The organism is Anaeromassilibacillus sp. Marseille-P3371 (genome assembly GCF_900169665.1).
GTDB lineage: Bacteria > Bacillota > Clostridia > Oscillospirales > Acutalibacteraceae > Anaeromassilibacillus.
Window position 1 is genome coordinate 2,096,700 of the sequence record NZ_LT835157.1, and the last position, 15,119, is coordinate 2,111,818.

Here is a 15,119-nt window from a genome sequence, read left to right on the forward strand (position 1 = left end):
AAGGATCTCCTCCCAAAAGTATAAAAACAGAGAAGGCTTCGGGTTCGTCCCGGAGCCTTCTCTGTTTATTTGATTGCTTTTATTCATTTTTCGCTATGCTTTTTCCGAATGATCTGAAATTTTTCAATCCAGCCTTTCTTGTGTTTCAAGGAGATATACCCAATTAAACTGGCTGCAAACGCGCCGACAGCATCTACCACCAAATCCTTCATCGTGTCCTGCAAGGCAGCGCGCCCAACCAACTGCGTCCCATCTTCTAGCGCGAATTTCTGCATGTTCAATCCCAACAGGCCATCGAAAGAGTATTCATAGAATTCCCAAAATACACCCAACGTCACGGCGAAGCAAAAGGCAAATGCTGCTACAAAAAATGGACTCAGATTGACGGGAATTCGCTCAGAATTGTTGAATAATGCAACAAATGAGAAGCCCAAAGCGCCAATCATCGCTCCGCTGAACCAGTGCAGCACGGTATCCCACGACTGAATATGATAATAAAAGCTCCTGACCTCGCCCAAATAAATTGCACAATAGAGAAAGATGACAAATAAAATCATCATTCCAGAAGGAATTTCAATTTTAAGACGCCTTGCAATCACACTTGGCAAAAGAAGGACTACCATTCCCAAAACGCATTGCACCAACATCAGAACATAATCGCTTTTCAACCGCTCAAAATTGCTGCCATCCGGCTGTGAAGGTGCCAGAACCAAACGAACAGCCACAAAGATTGCCGAAACCAACAGAGACGCAAAAACAAACATCGATAGGATTTTACTCCAATTCCACTGCTTTATCTTTCTCATAAAAATCCTCCTAAAGGGAACAGCGCCCTATAAATCATCGTCATACAAATCCAGCGCAACGGTTGTAGCTTACCCAGCCATCTTTTTGGTTGCCGACCACCCAGTCGCCAATTCCCTACTTCTGACGCAGGGCTATAAAAGATAAGTATATCCAAAACCTACAAAAAGTCCAGCCCCGTTTCGGGTGGAAAATCTCCCCATGTGAAAAAGAAAAAGCCCGCAGGCGGAATATCGACCGCCCATGGGCTTTTACACGATCATACATTATTTCTTTGCGCGGGTAGTTTTCTTTGCCGGTGTCTTTTTAGCTGGTGTTTTTGCAGCTGCTTTTTCCTCAACAACTGGAGCGGTTGTCTCGTTTTTTTCTTGCGCTGCTTTTGCTTTTGTCGCTCTTGTAGAGGTTTTCTTGGCTGGCGCAGAAGCCTCCTTTGTCTTTGCAGTAGTCTTGGTTTCTGCCTTAACGACCGCTTTGGGCGCTTCTGGAACCATTTCCTTTACAGGGGACGCTTCCTTCTTTTCTGTTGTCTTTGCCGGCTTCTTTTCAACAATCTGTTCCAACTTCCACTGTTGATTGTCACCATTCAGATCTTCCCAGATTTGCAGACGTGTACCGTCCTCTTGGGACATCCCCACAATATCCACACATTTTCCAGAGACTTTGGATTTGATCTTATAAAATCCATCCGATGTCTCTTCCACATACCAGAGCTGGCTATCTGAAGATACACTGTCCCACTGATGCAACCATGTGCCATTTTCTGAACCACCCAGCATAATGTCCAGTGCCTTGCCAGTGCTCTTATTGAGCAGCTTGTAATATTGATCTTCACTAGCCACAAACTGCCATTGTTGATTGTCGCCGCCATTATACGGATTCATCTGAACTTTGTTGCTGCCTTCACAGAGTTCTGCTTCCAGCGCTTTCTCGCTCTGCTTCGATCGAATACTGTATACTTTATTGGAGAAAGTGTTTTTCGCCTGTCCACTCATGTTCAACACCCCTTCTGCCTACAGAATTTTAAGTTTTAATTCTATGATGTTTATTATAGCACGTGGGCGGGGAAAGTCAACGCTACGTCTTTCATCTTTGGAACAGACCACAGAAAGTAAATTGTTTCCAAAAATAAAACCAGTCATATTGCCCACGAATTTTAGTGAAAAATTGGCGAATTTTCTGGCTGTATCGTCGATTTTTCCCAACCCTCTCAAAGGACAATCTTCTCCTTGGAAGTATATTGTATGGGCCTCTTTCTCATAATAGACGGGAAAGGAGGCAACGTATCCCTATGAACGTCTATGATTTTCATGTGCGCCAGATGAATGGAAAAGAACTCGATCTGTCTGTTTATCGGGGGAATATTCTTTTGATCGTCAATACAGCCAGCAAATGCGGCTTTACACCACAATTTGAGGACTTGGAAAAACTATTTCAAAAATATCGCGACCACGGCCTGATGGTCTTGGGGTTTCCCTGTAATCAGTTTCATGAACAGGACCCGGAAAGCAACGACAAAATCGCTGAATTCTGCCGCTACAATTATGGCGTTACATTTCCCATGTTGGCCAAGACTCACGTGAAAGGGCCCCAGACGGAACCTCTCTTCCGATATTTGACCAATGCGCGTGGCTTTTGCGGGTTCGATCCAGACCATCCACTCACGGAGAAACTACAAGAAATCTTGTCCACGGACGACCCACAATATGCAGAATCCCCGGACATCAAATGGAACTTTACAAAGTTTTTAGTAGACCGGGAAGGTGAAGTTGCCGCACGATACGAGCCCACTGCGAGCATACAGGAAATCGAAACCTGTATCAAGAAATTGCTTCAACTACCAACCCCATAGAAATGCAAAACATCCGCACGGAATCCGTGCGGATGTTTCTATAATCCATAAACAAAAACAATTATACGGAAAAACGGAACGCATCTCTACCCGCATAGCAGGCAGTGCTTCCCAGCTCGTCCTCGATCCGAAGCAAACGATTGTATTTTGCTACACGATCGGTACGGCATGGTGCGCCTGTCTTGATCTGGCCTGCGTTTGTCGCAACCGCCAAATCGGCGATTGTTGTATCTTCTGTCTCGCCGGAACGATGGGAAACCACTGCGGTATAACCGGCCTTATGCGCAAGATCCATCGCATGCAACGTTTCGGACAACGAACCGATCTGATTGACCTTGACCAGAATCGAATTTCCTGCGCCAATCTCGATTCCCCTCTGCAAACGCTCTGCATTTGTGACAAAGAGATCGTCGCCAACCAACTGAATGGGGAGTTCCTTTGTCAGGACCGTCCAACCTTCCCAATCCTGCTCGCCCAGTCCATCCTCGATGGAAATAATGGGATAACGGCTGACCAAATCCTTCCAATAGGCTACCAAGTCTTCACTCTTCAAGGTTGTCCCACGCTTTGGCAGAACATACATGCCGTCTTTATACCATTCGCTGCTGGCGGCATCCAATGCAATTTTTACATCCTGAGTGGAATAGCCCGCCGTCTCGATGGCGCGGATAATCCATTCAATTGCCTCTTCATCCGATTCCAGGTTCGGTGCGAAACCGCCTTCATCGCCGACACCGGTGGCAAGGCCGCCCTCTTTGAGCAGTTTGCCCAAGGTGTGATAGATCTCACTGCACCAGCGGAGTGCCTCACGGAAGCTCTGCGCACCGACCGGCATAATCATGAATTCCTGTATGTCAATATTATTCGAGGCATGTGCGCCGCCGTTCAAAATGTTCATCATTGGCACGGGCAGCTTGTGCGCCTGCATGCCACCAATGTAGCGATACAGCGGCATATTGAGCGCCGAAGCAGCCGCGCGCGCCGTAGCCAAAGATACCGCAAGAATTGCATTTGCACCCAACTTGGATTTATTCTTGCTGCCATCGATCTCCAGCATCTTGCGGTCAATTTCTTCCTGCGCAAGCGCGTCCATTCCAACCAGCGCAGTGGCAATCGCCTCGTTTACATTGCGAACAGCCTTCAGAACGCCCTTCCCGCCATAGCGCTTCGGGTCGCCGTCGCGCAGTTCATGCGCTTCATAAATGCCCGTCGATGCACCGGAGGGAACCAATGCCGTTCCCTGTGCTCCACACTTGAGTACAACCTCCGCCTCCACGGTCGGATTCCCACGCGAATCCATCACTTCTCTGGCAACAATCTTTGCGATTTTACAGTCTAACATGAAAGCACCTCCACAAAGCCTCTTATTCAAAATATACTAATTTAGTATGGCTTCATGTTTGCTATTTTAACCGTAAAAAACGGAAAATACAAGGATTTCGCCGAATGTTATCTATCCCTAAAATGTTGCCTATTTCTAAGATTCATTCGCTTGTTTCTACACCGTTTGCACTGACACGTGCATGAATAAGAGGCACCGGTTTCGGCATTTTATCCTGAATACAGAGGGCCTGTAAAAAGGTCTGCTCTGCGATCCGACATTTCTTCTCTTCCGAAGAATAAAAGGAAGCCAGGATCTGACCCTTCTGAACAAAATCACCGATTTTTTTCCGCAACACAATTCCTGCACTGAAATCAATGGGGTCCTCTTTTCGCTCGCGGCCGGCGCCCAATTCCACGGAGGCAATTCCGCACAATTCTGTGTTCATCGTATACAGGAACCCGTCCCTTGGAGCGGGTACCTCATAACATACTTTGGGCTGCGTAAATTGTGCAGGATCTTCCAACATCCTTACAACTCCACCCTGTGCCTGAACCATTTCTTTCAGTTTTGCAAAGGCTCTTCCGTTCTCGATCTGTTGCTTTGCCAGATCTCGACACTGGGCCAGTTCCCCCTTTTCTGCAAGCCAAAGCATATTGGCGGCAAGCTCCACACAGACCTCGGTCAAATCTTCCGGTCCATTGCCCCGAAGTGTCTCACATGCCTCGCGAACTTCTAATGCATTGCCAATTGCACATCCAAGCGGACGATCCATATCCGTGATGAGCGCTACCGTCCTGCGTCCCACGTGCTCACCGATGGATACCATCTCTTTCGCCAGCGCGATGGAATCTTCCAGCGTCTTCATAAATGCACCGCTGCCAGTTTTTACGTCCAATAAAATCCGATCGGAACCAGCAGCGATTTTTTTACTCATGATACTGGAAGCAATCAGTGGGATGCTGTTGACCGTAGCCGTCACATCCCGCAGGGCATAAAGCTTTTTATCCGCGGGTGCCAGATTTCCAGACTGACCAATCACACTGACGCCCACCCGGCGAACAATCTCAAAGAACGTTTCGCGGTCCAGTGAAGTCCGAAAGCCGGGAATGGATTCCAGCTTATCCACTGTTCCCCCGGTGTGACCCAGTCCCCGGCCGCTCATCTTTGCCACCCGCACTCCCAGAGACGCGACAATCGGCGCCACAATCAAAGTAGTCTTATCCCCCACGCCTCCGGTGCTGTGTTTATCGACCTTTATCCCGTCAATAGAAGATAAATCCACCAGATCACCAGAGTACGCCATACTCCTGGTGAGGGACGCTGTTTCTTTTGCAGTCATCCCACGCAGAAAAATTGCCATCATCAAAGCACTCGCCTGATAGTCTGGAATTTCTCCGTGCACATAACCGTCGATGAAAAACTGGATTTCTTCGTCTGAGAGCGTTCCTCCATCCCGTTTTTTAGCAATGACATCATACATGCGCATGATTGGTTCCCCCTTTCTCTTTGTACATATTCTCCGGGCCAAACCCAAGCGGCAACAATTCGTCCAATCTGTAAACAACCCAATCGTTCAGCCCGGAGGCAAGGATTACACGAAAGTCCGTTGGATCACAAAATTCCCGCATCACTTGACGGCAAACGCCACAAGGTGGACAAATCCGTTTCACTGGTGCACCAGAGGGTCCTCCGACGACAGCAATTGCAACAAAGTCGCTCTCTCCCTCACTGATTGCTTTAAAGAAAGCTGTGCGCTCTGCACAATTGGTCGGTGAATATGAGGCGCATTCGATGTTACACCCCTGATAAACGCGTCCAGCACCTGTCAACAACGCCGCTCCCACCTGGAATTTGGAATAGGGCACATAGGCGCGTTCCCTCGCTTCCAATGCCAAGCGGACCAATTCTTGATCTTCCAAGACAGCCACTCCTTTCCAGAGAGTTCATGGGCCGCCGCAGATAAAAAACTGCGGCGGCCCAACGTTCTGAAGACGTTCGAAAATCGTGTTTTCTCCGGCTCAATAGCCGTGTGCTTCTTCATTCTTAATCAACTTGATGATGCGGCTGGTTCCCAATCGGGTCGCTCCCAGTTCGATAAACCGTTCTGCATCCTCCAAAGAGGAGATTCCGCCCGCCGCTTTGATGCGTACTTGTGGACCAACATATTGCCGGAACAGTGCCACATCGTCAAAAGTCGCCCCCGCCGACGAAAATCCAGTAGAGGTCTTGATAAAGTCGGCACCGGACTCTGTGACAATCTGGCACAACCGGATTTTCTCCTCCTCTGTCAGCAGGCAGGTTTCAACAATCACCTTCAGTATGTGGCTACCACAAGCCCCCTTGATCTGCCTGATCTCGTCGAGCAGTACATCGAAACGTCCATCTTTGACATATCCAAGATTGATAACCATATCAATTTCATCTGCACCGTTGGCGATGGCATCCTTCGTCTCAAACACTTTCGTTGCCGTTGTTGAATAACCGTTTGGGAATCCAATGACCGTGCAGACAGCCATCCGGTCTCCGACATACTCCTTGGCGCGCTTCACATAGCTAGCCGGAATGCAAACAGAGGCTGTTCCAAATTGGATGGCATCGTCGCAAATCTGCTTGATTTCCTCCCAGGTCGCTGTCTGAGTGAGCAACGTATGATCGACCATACGCAAAATCTTCTGATGATCCATTTTGATTCATCCTTTTCTTTGTTTCAGATATATTGTATAACCATTCCAGAAATGCCCGGTTAACGCGCACCCTTTTCGTATGGGACACCGTCCGCCTTCGGTGCAACCGAACGGCCGACGAACAGGATCAAAACCAGAATCGTTAGAATATAGGGCAACATTGCCAAAATTTCCGATGGGACCGGTGCTTTACCCCCACCCAAGAATACAGTAAGCGCTTGTGCAAAGCCGAACAGCAGACATGCCCCATACGCGCCATGTGGCGTCCATTTTCCGAAAATAACCGCTGCCAATGCAATGAATCCCTGTCCACTGATGGCCACCGGCGTAAACTGTGGGATAACCGCAAGTGTCATCGACGCTCCGCCAAAGCCAGCTAAGACTCCGGAGAGAATCACACATACATAGCGGGTCGCTGAAACATGGATGCCAAGGGTATCTGCTGCCGCCGGATGTTCGCCAACCGCTCGTACACGCAATCCCCATTTGGTCTTGTAAAGAATAAACCACATGACCAACATACAGGCCAGCGCCAGCAAAACGGTGACATCGACATTCAAATTCTGTGCAGCGCCACTGAGTGCAGAATCGCCAAACAGCTTTGGCAGCTTATTGGTCACCGGCTGCGTCATCGTTGCACCGTCAAAGGCCAACCTGCAAAGGAACAATGCCAGTCCCGGTCCGATGAGATTCAGCGCAATTCCGGAAATCGTCTGGTCGGCCTTGAAGGTAATGGCCGCTACTGCGTGCAGCAATGCAATCCCGCCGCCAGCGCAGCCCGCTGCCAGCAAACCCAACCACGGGTTTCCGGAATAATATCCGACTGCCGCACCCGCAAATGCGCCAATCGTCATCATTCCCTCAATGCCAAGGTTTACCACACCGGAACGCTCCGAGAGGACACCACCCAATGCGCCAAAAATAAGCGGTGCAGAATACATCAAGGTAATGCCGATGAGCAAAGAAACATCATTTAGCATGTCCAGCACCTCTCTTCTCCAACTTATCCGCCAAAACCGGCACGATTCTGGTAAGCGCTACAAAGAATACAATGGTGCCGATCATAATATTGATAATTTCCGTAGGAGCGCCAATATCCGCCTGGATAGATTGGCCGCCATAGAGCAGGCCGCCAAACAATAAACCTGCAAAAATACACCCGACGGGTGAACTTCCCGCAATAAATGCTACGGACAGGCCGTTGAATCCATTGTTTTCAAAAGCGGCGAGGGTAGAAATGCGGTGCGGGTTGGTACCGGTAATCATCATCACTGCTGCCAGGCCCGAAAGTGCGCCAGCGATTAGCATCGCCTGCGTGATATTGCGGTTGACGTTGATCCCCGCAAATTCTGCTGCATCCCGGTTCGCGCCTACTGCACGGAATTCAAACCCCTTGGTGGAACGGTACAGTAGGAACCAGATCACAACCGCCGCCACAATGGCAACCAAAAAACCAAAATTAATGTCTGTTTTGAGCATCACCTCTGAGAGCCAATCGTATTGCTTCAGAAAAGCAATCCCTTCGTCCGAGGTCTTCCATTCGGGCAACAACATGGTGTAGCTCGATGGATTGACCGGATAGGTAGCCGTTGTATTGGGCTGATGGAACGCGTCGCTTTGAACCACAAAATTGGATAAATACAGGGCAATCCAGTTCAACATAATGCTGGTCAAAACCTCATGAATGCCAAACTTTGCCTTTAAAAAACCAACGATACCACCGTAAAGAGCCCCTGCAACCATGCCCGTCATCACTACCAGCGGTACTTGTAGGATCGCCGGCAGATTGAATAAATAACCAACGATGGTAGAGGCCACCGCCGCTACAATGTATTGTCCTTCCGCCCCAATATTGAACATCCCTACCTTATAGGCAAAAGCCACACTGAGCGCTGTCAATGTGATCGGGGTTGCTTTGATAATCACGTTTGAAATGTACTTTGGTTTTGAAAAAATCCCATGAAATAATGCCCCAAACGCCTCTGCTGGATTATACCCAGCGACTACGAGCACAACCGATGCCACCAGAAAGCCGCATACGATGGCAAGGATGGTGGAGGTGATGGGTTTTTTCAGAATCCTAACTGTTCTTTGCATGTTGTTTCCCTCCAGCCATTAAAAGTCCGATTGTCTTTTCATCCACTTCACCTTGTTTAAAGGTGTCGGCAATGCTTCCGTTATAAAGTACCGCAATGGTATCGGAAACATTCATCACCTCATCGAGTTCCAGAGAAATCAACAGGATCGCCCTGCCTTTATCCCGTTCTGCAATCAGCGTTTTGTGGACATACTCGATAGCGCCAACATCCAATCCGCGCGTCGGCTGCACCGCGATCAACAGATCTGGTTCATTTGCAACTTCGCGTGCGATGATCACCTTTTGCTGATTTCCGCCGGAAAGGCTGCGCGCCAAATGTTGTGCACAATCCTCCGGACGGACATCATAATCGTGCAGCAGGCCATTGGTAAATGCAAGAATTTCACTGTTGTTTAACATTCCGTGCTTTCGGAATGGCTCCGTCCGATACTTTTCCAAAATAGCATTTTCTGCCACTGTAAAATTCAGAACCAATCCGCGCTTCTGGCGATCCTCATGAATGGTCGAGATCTTATGATCGACTACATTGCGCGGCGTTGTGTTCTGTACTTGCTGTCCATTGATTTGAATCGTACCGCTTTCACACTTTGTCAGGCAGGTAATCGCCTCGACCAATTCTTTCTGCCCATTTCCATCAATGCCAGCGATCCCAACGATTTCTCCCTTTCGCACCTGCAAGGAAAGGTCGTTTACCGCTCGCAAACCACGCTCATCCTTAACCGTGAGATGATCTATCGCAAATACCACCTCTCCTGGCTTCGCCGGCGACTTCTCAACCACCAATTGAACAGCATGCCCTACCATCTTGGTAGCTAGTTCCTCCTCATCCACCTCCTGGACTGCTACGGTATCAACGTATTTTCCCCGGCGGATAATGGTGCATACATCGGAACTTTCTTTGATTTCCTTGAGCTTATGCGTGATGATGATGATGGTCTTCCCGTCCGCAATCAGATTGTGCATAATCTGAATCAGATCTTCAATCTCCTGGGGCGTTAGCACAGCCGTCGGTTCATCTAAAATCAGCAGATCTGCTCCTCGATAAAGCGCTTTTAATATCTCTACACGCTGCTGCATGCCGACAGAGATGTCCTCAATCTTTGCATCCGGATCGACTTCCAGGCCATATTTTTCGACGATCTCCTGTACGTTTTTGCGTGCCTTTTTCATGTCCAAAATGCCAAAGCGATTGGCTGTTTCATTGCCTAAAATGATGTTCTGTGTCACCGTAAAATTGTCTACCAACATAAAGTGCTGGTGTACCATACCAATTCCGTGCTCAATTGCGGTGGTCGGATTCTTAATATGAACCCGCTCTCCATTTAAGTAGATTTCTCCTGCATCGGCCTGATAAAGGCCATAGAGCACATTCATCAGCGTGCTTTTACCCGCTCCATTTTCTCCCAGCAAAGAGTGGATGGTCCCCCTCTTCACATCCAAATCCACATGGTCCAGCGCGCAAAAGCTGCCAAACAATTTGGTGATGCCGTGCATCTGAACGGCATACTCCTTGCTGACCTCCATTACTACAAAACCTCCCGCCTATTTCTCCTTTTTACAGAAAACGGGGCGCCCAAATGAGACGCCCCGCCTGCAAAGGGGATTTCCTCGAAGAAGAGAACCTCCCCGCAACAAGTGCTGATTATTTGCCAAACTGCGCATACTCGTCCGCATTGGCCGGCGGAACGATTTCGCCATTCTTGATTTTTTCTTCCACTTCGAGCGCCGCATTGTAGGTTTCGTCGCCCATCAGGGAATGCTCCTCCGGAATGCCGACTGCATCCTCGGTGAGGCCATAGGTGTATGTCTGGCCGCCAATCTCTTTTCCTTCGATGACTTCCTTGGAAACCGCGATGACCGCATTGTTGACCAACTTCATTGCAGAGGTCAGTACGTTTTCAGGCGCAAGATACGCCTGGTCACGGTCGACGCCAATGGCATATTTACCAGCATCCTTCGCCGCCTCAATGACCCCGACACCTGCGCCGCCGGCTGCATGGAACACGATGTCGCAGCCATCGGAGAACATCTTCGAAGCGATTGCCTTGCCCTTCGAAGCATCGGTAAAGCTCTCTGCATACTGTACATCCACTGTGATGGTCTTGCCGAGTTCCTCAGACGCATAATCCACACCAGCCTGGAAGCCATACTGGAACTGGTCGATGATGTCGCTCGTCACGCCGCCGACAAAACCGACCTTGCCGGTCTCTGTCGTCTTCCCTGCAATGTAGCCGACCACAAACGATGGCTCCTGTGCGCGGAACATCACACCTGCCACATTGTCCGGCATAGTCGCTTCATCATATCCATTATCAATAATTGCATACTGGATATCCGGGTTCGCTGTTGCTGCAATGCCAATGGCATCCGCCATTGCAAAACCAACGCCCCAGATCAACTGGGCTTCATCGTCTGCAGCCTTATCAAGGTTGGTCGCATAATCCGCTTCCTGCTTAGATTCAATATAATTCACGTCCGCGCCCATCTCATCCTTCAACGTTTGCAGGCCTTCCCAGGCGGACTGGTTAAAGGACTGATCGTTGACACCGCCGGTATCCGTGACCATGCGGATCTTGATGCCGCCTTCTGGTGTGGTCTCTCCGTCCTGGGTACCCTCGGTGGAATTGGTGGGCTGGGAAGCCTCAGGGGTGTTGGAATCGTTGCCCGAGCCGCAGGCAGTGGCTGAAAACGCCATCATACCGGCCAACAGAAAAGCCAATAATTTCTTCATCAAATATTCCTCCTAAACTTTCTTTCAGATTTATGATCCTCGTCCATTCAATCATAAAGAACCGGATGGACGTTTGACCCATACTTATTCTGCAATCGCCAGCGCAATCTCCATCATTTCACGGAAACTGGTTTGCCGCTCTTCTGCGGTAAGGGATTCTCCGGTAAATGGGCAATCCGAAATGGTCAGTAGACAAAGTGCCTTTTTTCCCGCGCATGCCGCATTCATATACAACGCCGCAGATTCCATCTCAACTGCAAGCACTCCCATCTTTTTCCAAGCGGAGAGCGCATTCGGATCATCCCCATAGAAAGTGTCCGAAGAGAGGACGTTTCCGACCACTGTTTTGATGTTGTGCTCCTGTGCAAACTGGACTGCCTTCTGTGCAAGACCGAAATCTGCAATTGGTGCAAAGGTTCCCGGCAAGCGATACTGAGCGCCATAGTTGGAATCCGTACAGGCACCGATTCCGACGACAACGTCCCGCACATGGACATTATCCGCAATTCCGCCAGCGGAACCAATGCGAATGATGTTCTCTACGTCATAAAAATGATAGAGCTCATACGAATAGATCCCTATGGATGGCATCCCCATTCCGCTGCCCATTACGGAGACACGCTTGCCTTCATAGGTCCCCGTATAGCCCAACATGTTGCGCACCGTGTTAAAGCATACCGGATTTTCCAGATACGTTTCTGCGATGAATTTTGCACGAAGCGGGTCCCCCGGCATTAAAACCGTCTTGGCAATATCGCCGGGCTTAGCCGCGTTGTGCGGAGTCGGTGTTTTAGCCATTTCTCATTCTCCTGTTCTGTCCAGCCTGTCCACTTTGGAAAGAAAGCCCGCAAAGCCCCTTTTTCGAAAGGTTTTTGTCAAAAATTCTCTCACCTTCCATCGAAAAAGGCGCTTTCCGATTCTCTTAAATGGCGGCGTGATTATCGAAAGGAAAGCGCTGCAAGAGCGGCCAGGAACATCGTCCTTCAGACCGCGCTGCCACTTTCCTCCTCAACGATTTAAAATTTCGTGCAAGCGAGATGTCCCGGTAATCTCCGATTTTACACCAAAGTAGTCCAAAATGGTCGCCCCAATGTCCGCAAAGGTTGGCAGCGTTCCCAAGTTTACGCCGGACTTTACCTTTGGCCCAGCAATGACCCAAGGAGTATATTCGCGGGAATGGTCCGTCGAAGGGGTGCTCGGATCACAGCCGTGATCTGCAGTAATCATCAGCAAGTCGTCCTCCCGCAACCCTGCTAAAATTTCTGGGATTGCCTGATCGACTGTTGTTAACCCCTTTGCATATCCCTCTACATCATTTCGATGGCCATACAACATGTCAAAATCCACCAGATTGATAAAGCAAAGTCCGTTAAAATCCCGCTTGGTCCATTCGATCGTCCGGGCAATTCCTTCATCGTTTCCGCCGGTTCGAATCGCCTCTGTGATTCCCCTGCCAGCAAAAATATCATAGATCTTTCCGATTGCAACTACATCAAATCCATTGTCAGAAAGCTGGTCCAACATAGTAGTGCTCGGTGGGAGCAACGAAAAGTCATGCCGGTTTGTTGTCCGGGTATAATGGGGGTATTCCCCTGTAAACGGCCGTGCAATGACACGTCCAACGCTATGTTCCCCAGTCAGAAGTTTACGTGCAATCTGGCAATACCGGTACAGCTCTTCGACTGGAACCACGGACTCATGCGCCGCAATTTGGAATACACTGTCCGCAGAAGTATACACGATCAATGCGCCAGTCTCCACATGCTCTTTTCCATAATCTTTAATGACTTCTGTTCCAGAATACGGTTTGTTACAGAGCACCTTCCGCCCTGTCTGGCTGCTAAATACATCCAGCAGCTCCTTTGGAAATCCATCCGGATAGGTTGGCAGCGGCTTGGGGGATGCGATTCCCGCGATTTCCCAATGACCAATGGTGGTATCCTTTCCCTTTGAGACTTCGGTCATCCGGGCGAATGCTGCCGATGGATGATCTACAGCGGGACGGCACTCGACGCCATCAATATTAAAAAGTCCTAACTTCTGCATGTTTGGCATGGAGAAATACGAACTGGTCGATGCAGCAGCCAGTGTATTGCTACCAGCATCCCCATATTGGGCAGCATCTGGCATTTCCCCGATTCCTACACTATCCAATACCATCAAAAAGACACGTTTCATGTTACACCTCCCGTAAGGTTTCTATCATAATGTTAAAATACGCACACAATTTCGTTAATTTTATTATAATACATTCTTCCAGATTTGGCTATCATTTTACAAGAAAAATTTTGGATTTCCGCAAACTTCGACATTTTGGGATTGCTGGTAAAAGCTTCTGGTCTCATTCTTGACCTCTGTACTATTTCTAAACTTATGATACTTCTTATTCTTCTAAGGATTTGCTTCAATCAATTTTAGCACTCTTTCTTGTCGAGTGCTAAAATTAATAATTTGTTCGTAAATTTGCAAAATATTTTTCATAACCGGTCTCTATACTAAAAAGCGTAGAAAGCAAGAGAGCCTGAATGACTAGAAAGAAGGTGGTTCGCTTGAAAAAAGACTTTCTTGCAGAACCAGCAAGCATAAATAGATTTTGGTAAAAACAATCGATACTTTTAAGGGGGTTTTGACTTATGTTTGATCTGATTCCTTTTGAACACAAAAACAACGACTTGTTCCGTTATTTGGATGATATGGAGCGTGCTTTCTTTGGTGGAAATGTGGATATTGCTCCTTGCAAAACCGATATTGTCGATGAGGGTTCCCGTTATGTATTAAAAGCAGATTTGCCCGGCTTCCAAAAAGAGGATATTCACCTCGATATCGAAGGCGACCGTTTGACTATCTCCGCCGAACATTCGGAAGAGCAAAAAAGCGAGGACGATAAGAATCATTACATCCGTCGGGAAAGACGGTATGGATCGATGAGCCGTAGCTTTGACATTTCTTCAATCGATGCAGAACACATCACAGCCAAATTTGAAGATGGCGTACTGGAATTGAACCTCCCCAAAAAGCAGGCAACCGTTCCCACAAACCATCGGATTGAAATTGAATAATCCTGCAAATCCTATTATGTGACGATGTAAACCATAAAACGGAGGGCTTTATCATGTTCGACTGGATTCCTTTTGAACAGACATCCAATCATCTGTTCCATTCCCTTGACCCAATGAATCGTGCGTTCCTTCCTAAAGCGAAAGAAAACACGGTCCCCTGTAAGACTGACATCATCGATCAAGACAACCGGTACCTGTTGCGTATTGACCTGCCGGGAGTTAAGAAGGAGAATATTCACATCGAGATGAAGGGCGACGATTGCTTGGCCATCTCGGCACAATGCGGCGCAGAGGCGCCAATGGATAGTAGCCATTATATCCGTCGGGAAAGGTATTCCGGTTTGATGTGCCGCAGTTTTGATGTATCCACTGTGGATGTTCGAGGAATCAAAGCCAAATATGAAAACGGTGTGTTGGAGTTAACTTTGCCAAAGAAGCAAGCCTCCGTTTCTTCGAATCGCCGCATCGAAATTCATTAATTTTCCTCAGTTTTCTTTTTTATGGGCTGATCTCTTGGTAGATCAGCCCTTTTTCTTTTGCTGGTATTTCCTATGGAACTGGTATATAATA

15 protein-coding genes are annotated in these 15,119 nt (G+C 48.4%); 3 read left to right on the forward strand and 12 right to left on the reverse strand.

Annotation, left to right across the window (positions count from 1 at the left end):
- Window positions 1-83: 83 nt before the first annotated feature.
- Window positions 84-806 (reverse strand): DUF2238 domain-containing protein, encoded by a 723-nt coding sequence (locus B9Y59_RS08600; RefSeq protein WP_054324242.1) that lies wholly within the window; start codon window positions 804-806, stop codon window positions 84-86.
- A gap of 264 nt (window positions 807-1,070) precedes the next feature.
- Window positions 1,071-1,796: an RICIN domain-containing protein gene (locus tag B9Y59_RS08605; protein ID WP_085532956.1), complete on the reverse strand. Its 726-nt coding sequence runs from the start codon at window positions 1,794-1,796 to the stop codon at window positions 1,071-1,073.
- Window positions 1,797-2,092: 296 nt separating this feature from the next.
- Here B9Y59_RS08605 and B9Y59_RS08615 point away from each other — a divergent pair, with 296 nt between their 5' ends.
- The gene (locus B9Y59_RS08615) at window positions 2,093-2,653 is read left to right on the forward strand and encodes a glutathione peroxidase (protein ID WP_085532958.1); all 561 of its coding nucleotides are present in this window, start codon (window positions 2,093-2,095) and stop codon (window positions 2,651-2,653) included.
- Window positions 2,654-2,714: 61 nt separating this feature from the next.
- Here the strand turns inward: B9Y59_RS08615 and eno are convergent, their stop codons facing one another.
- The 10 genes from eno to B9Y59_RS08665 all read right to left on the reverse strand — a co-directional run bounded on the left by eno (window position 2,715) and on the right by B9Y59_RS08665 (window position 13,668).
- A complete protein-coding gene (gene eno / locus B9Y59_RS08620; RefSeq protein ID WP_085532960.1) occupies window positions 2,715-3,995 on the reverse strand; it encodes a phosphopyruvate hydratase in 1,281 nt (426 codons plus the stop codon).
- Window positions 3,996-4,137: 142 nt separating this feature from the next.
- Window positions 4,138-5,463: a pyrimidine-nucleoside phosphorylase gene (locus B9Y59_RS08625; protein ID WP_198945606.1), complete on the reverse strand. Its 1,326-nt coding sequence runs from the start codon at window positions 5,461-5,463 to the stop codon at window positions 4,138-4,140.
- Window positions 5,450-5,896 carry a cytidine deaminase gene (locus B9Y59_RS08630; protein WP_085532963.1) on the reverse strand — a complete coding sequence of 149 codons (447 nt, stop codon included), beginning with the start codon at window positions 5,894-5,896 and terminating at the stop codon, window positions 5,450-5,452. The genes B9Y59_RS08625 and B9Y59_RS08630 overlap by 14 nt, the downstream gene beginning before the upstream one ends.
- 99 nt (window positions 5,897-5,995) lie before the next feature.
- Window positions 5,996-6,661, reverse strand: coding sequence for a deoxyribose-phosphate aldolase (deoC, locus tag B9Y59_RS08635; protein ID WP_054324236.1), 666 nt, complete (start codon window positions 6,659-6,661; stop codon window positions 5,996-5,998).
- Window positions 6,662-6,720: 59 nt separating this feature from the next.
- Window positions 6,721-7,641 carry an ABC transporter permease gene (locus B9Y59_RS08640; protein ID WP_054324254.1) on the reverse strand — a complete coding sequence of 307 codons (921 nt, stop codon included), beginning with the start codon at window positions 7,639-7,641 and terminating at the stop codon, window positions 6,721-6,723.
- Complete coding sequence (locus B9Y59_RS08645; protein WP_085532965.1) at window positions 7,631-8,758, reverse strand: ABC transporter permease; 1,128 nt, start codon at window positions 8,756-8,758, stop codon at window positions 7,631-7,633. Before B9Y59_RS08645 ends, B9Y59_RS08640 begins: the two co-directional genes overlap by 11 nt.
- On the reverse strand, window positions 8,742-10,283 hold the full coding sequence (locus tag B9Y59_RS08650; RefSeq protein WP_054324235.1) for an ABC transporter ATP-binding protein: 1,542 nt from the start codon (window positions 10,281-10,283) through the stop codon (window positions 8,742-8,744). The genes B9Y59_RS08645 and B9Y59_RS08650 overlap by 17 nt, the downstream gene beginning before the upstream one ends.
- Before the next feature lie 118 nt (window positions 10,284-10,401).
- Window positions 10,402-11,490, reverse strand: a complete 1,089-nt coding sequence (locus B9Y59_RS08655) for a BMP family ABC transporter substrate-binding protein (RefSeq protein WP_085532967.1) — start codon at window positions 11,488-11,490, stop codon at window positions 10,402-10,404.
- Between the two features lie 84 nt (window positions 11,491-11,574).
- Window positions 11,575-12,288 (reverse strand): purine-nucleoside phosphorylase, encoded by a 714-nt coding sequence (deoD, locus tag B9Y59_RS08660; protein WP_054324234.1) that lies wholly within the window; start codon window positions 12,286-12,288, stop codon window positions 11,575-11,577.
- 210 nt (window positions 12,289-12,498) lie between these two features.
- Window positions 12,499-13,668: a phosphopentomutase gene (locus tag B9Y59_RS08665; RefSeq protein WP_085532970.1), complete on the reverse strand. Its 1,170-nt coding sequence runs from the start codon at window positions 13,666-13,668 to the stop codon at window positions 12,499-12,501.
- A 455-nt stretch (window positions 13,669-14,123) separates the two neighbouring features.
- Here B9Y59_RS08665 and B9Y59_RS08670 point away from each other — a divergent pair, with 455 nt between their 5' ends.
- Window positions 14,124-14,549 carry an Hsp20/alpha crystallin family protein gene (locus B9Y59_RS08670; RefSeq protein ID WP_054324232.1) on the forward strand — a complete coding sequence of 142 codons (426 nt, stop codon included), beginning with the start codon at window positions 14,124-14,126 and terminating at the stop codon, window positions 14,547-14,549.
- A gap of 53 nt (window positions 14,550-14,602) precedes the next feature.
- On the forward strand, window positions 14,603-15,028 hold the full coding sequence (locus tag B9Y59_RS08675) for an Hsp20/alpha crystallin family protein (protein WP_085532972.1): 426 nt from the start codon (window positions 14,603-14,605) through the stop codon (window positions 15,026-15,028).
- Window positions 15,029-15,119 lie beyond the last annotated feature (91 nt).

Bases quoted from the DNA above. Each gene is read 5' to 3' on its own strand.
- B9Y59_RS08600 (WP_054324242.1), bottom strand. From the start codon at position 806: ATGAGAAAGATAAAGCAGTGGAATTGGAGTAAAATCCTATCGATGTTT.
- B9Y59_RS08605 (WP_085532956.1), bottom strand. From the start codon at position 1,796: ATGAGTGGACAGGCGAAAAACACTTTCTCCAATAAAGTATACAGTATT.
- B9Y59_RS08615 (WP_085532958.1), top strand. From the start codon at position 2,093: ATGAACGTCTATGATTTTCATGTGCGCCAGATGAATGGAAAAGAACTC.
- eno (WP_085532960.1), bottom strand. From the start codon at position 3,995: ATGTTAGACTGTAAAATCGCAAAGATTGTTGCCAGAGAAGTGATGGAT.
- B9Y59_RS08625 (WP_198945606.1), bottom strand. From the start codon at position 5,463: ATGCGCATGTATGATGTCATTGCTAAAAAACGGGATGGAGGAACGCTC.
- deoC (WP_054324236.1), bottom strand. From the start codon at position 6,661: ATGGATCATCAGAAGATTTTGCGTATGGTCGATCATACGTTGCTCACT.
- B9Y59_RS08640 (WP_054324254.1), bottom strand. From the start codon at position 7,641: ATGCTAAATGATGTTTCTTTGCTCATCGGCATTACCTTGATGTATTCT.
- B9Y59_RS08645 (WP_085532965.1), bottom strand. From the start codon at position 8,758: ATGCAAAGAACAGTTAGGATTCTGAAAAAACCCATCACCTCCACCATC.
- B9Y59_RS08650 (WP_054324235.1), bottom strand. From the start codon at position 10,283: ATGGAGGTCAGCAAGGAGTATGCCGTTCAGATGCACGGCATCACCAAA.
- B9Y59_RS08655 (WP_085532967.1), bottom strand. From the start codon at position 11,490: ATGAAGAAATTATTGGCTTTTCTGTTGGCCGGTATGATGGCGTTTTCA.
- deoD (WP_054324234.1), bottom strand. From the start codon at position 12,288: ATGGCTAAAACACCGACTCCGCACAACGCGGCTAAGCCCGGCGATATT.
- B9Y59_RS08665 (WP_085532970.1), bottom strand. From the start codon at position 13,668: ATGAAACGTGTCTTTTTGATGGTATTGGATAGTGTAGGAATCGGGGAA.
- B9Y59_RS08670 (WP_054324232.1), top strand. From the start codon at position 14,124: ATGTTTGATCTGATTCCTTTTGAACACAAAAACAACGACTTGTTCCGT.
- B9Y59_RS08675 (WP_085532972.1), top strand. From the start codon at position 14,603: ATGTTCGACTGGATTCCTTTTGAACAGACATCCAATCATCTGTTCCAT.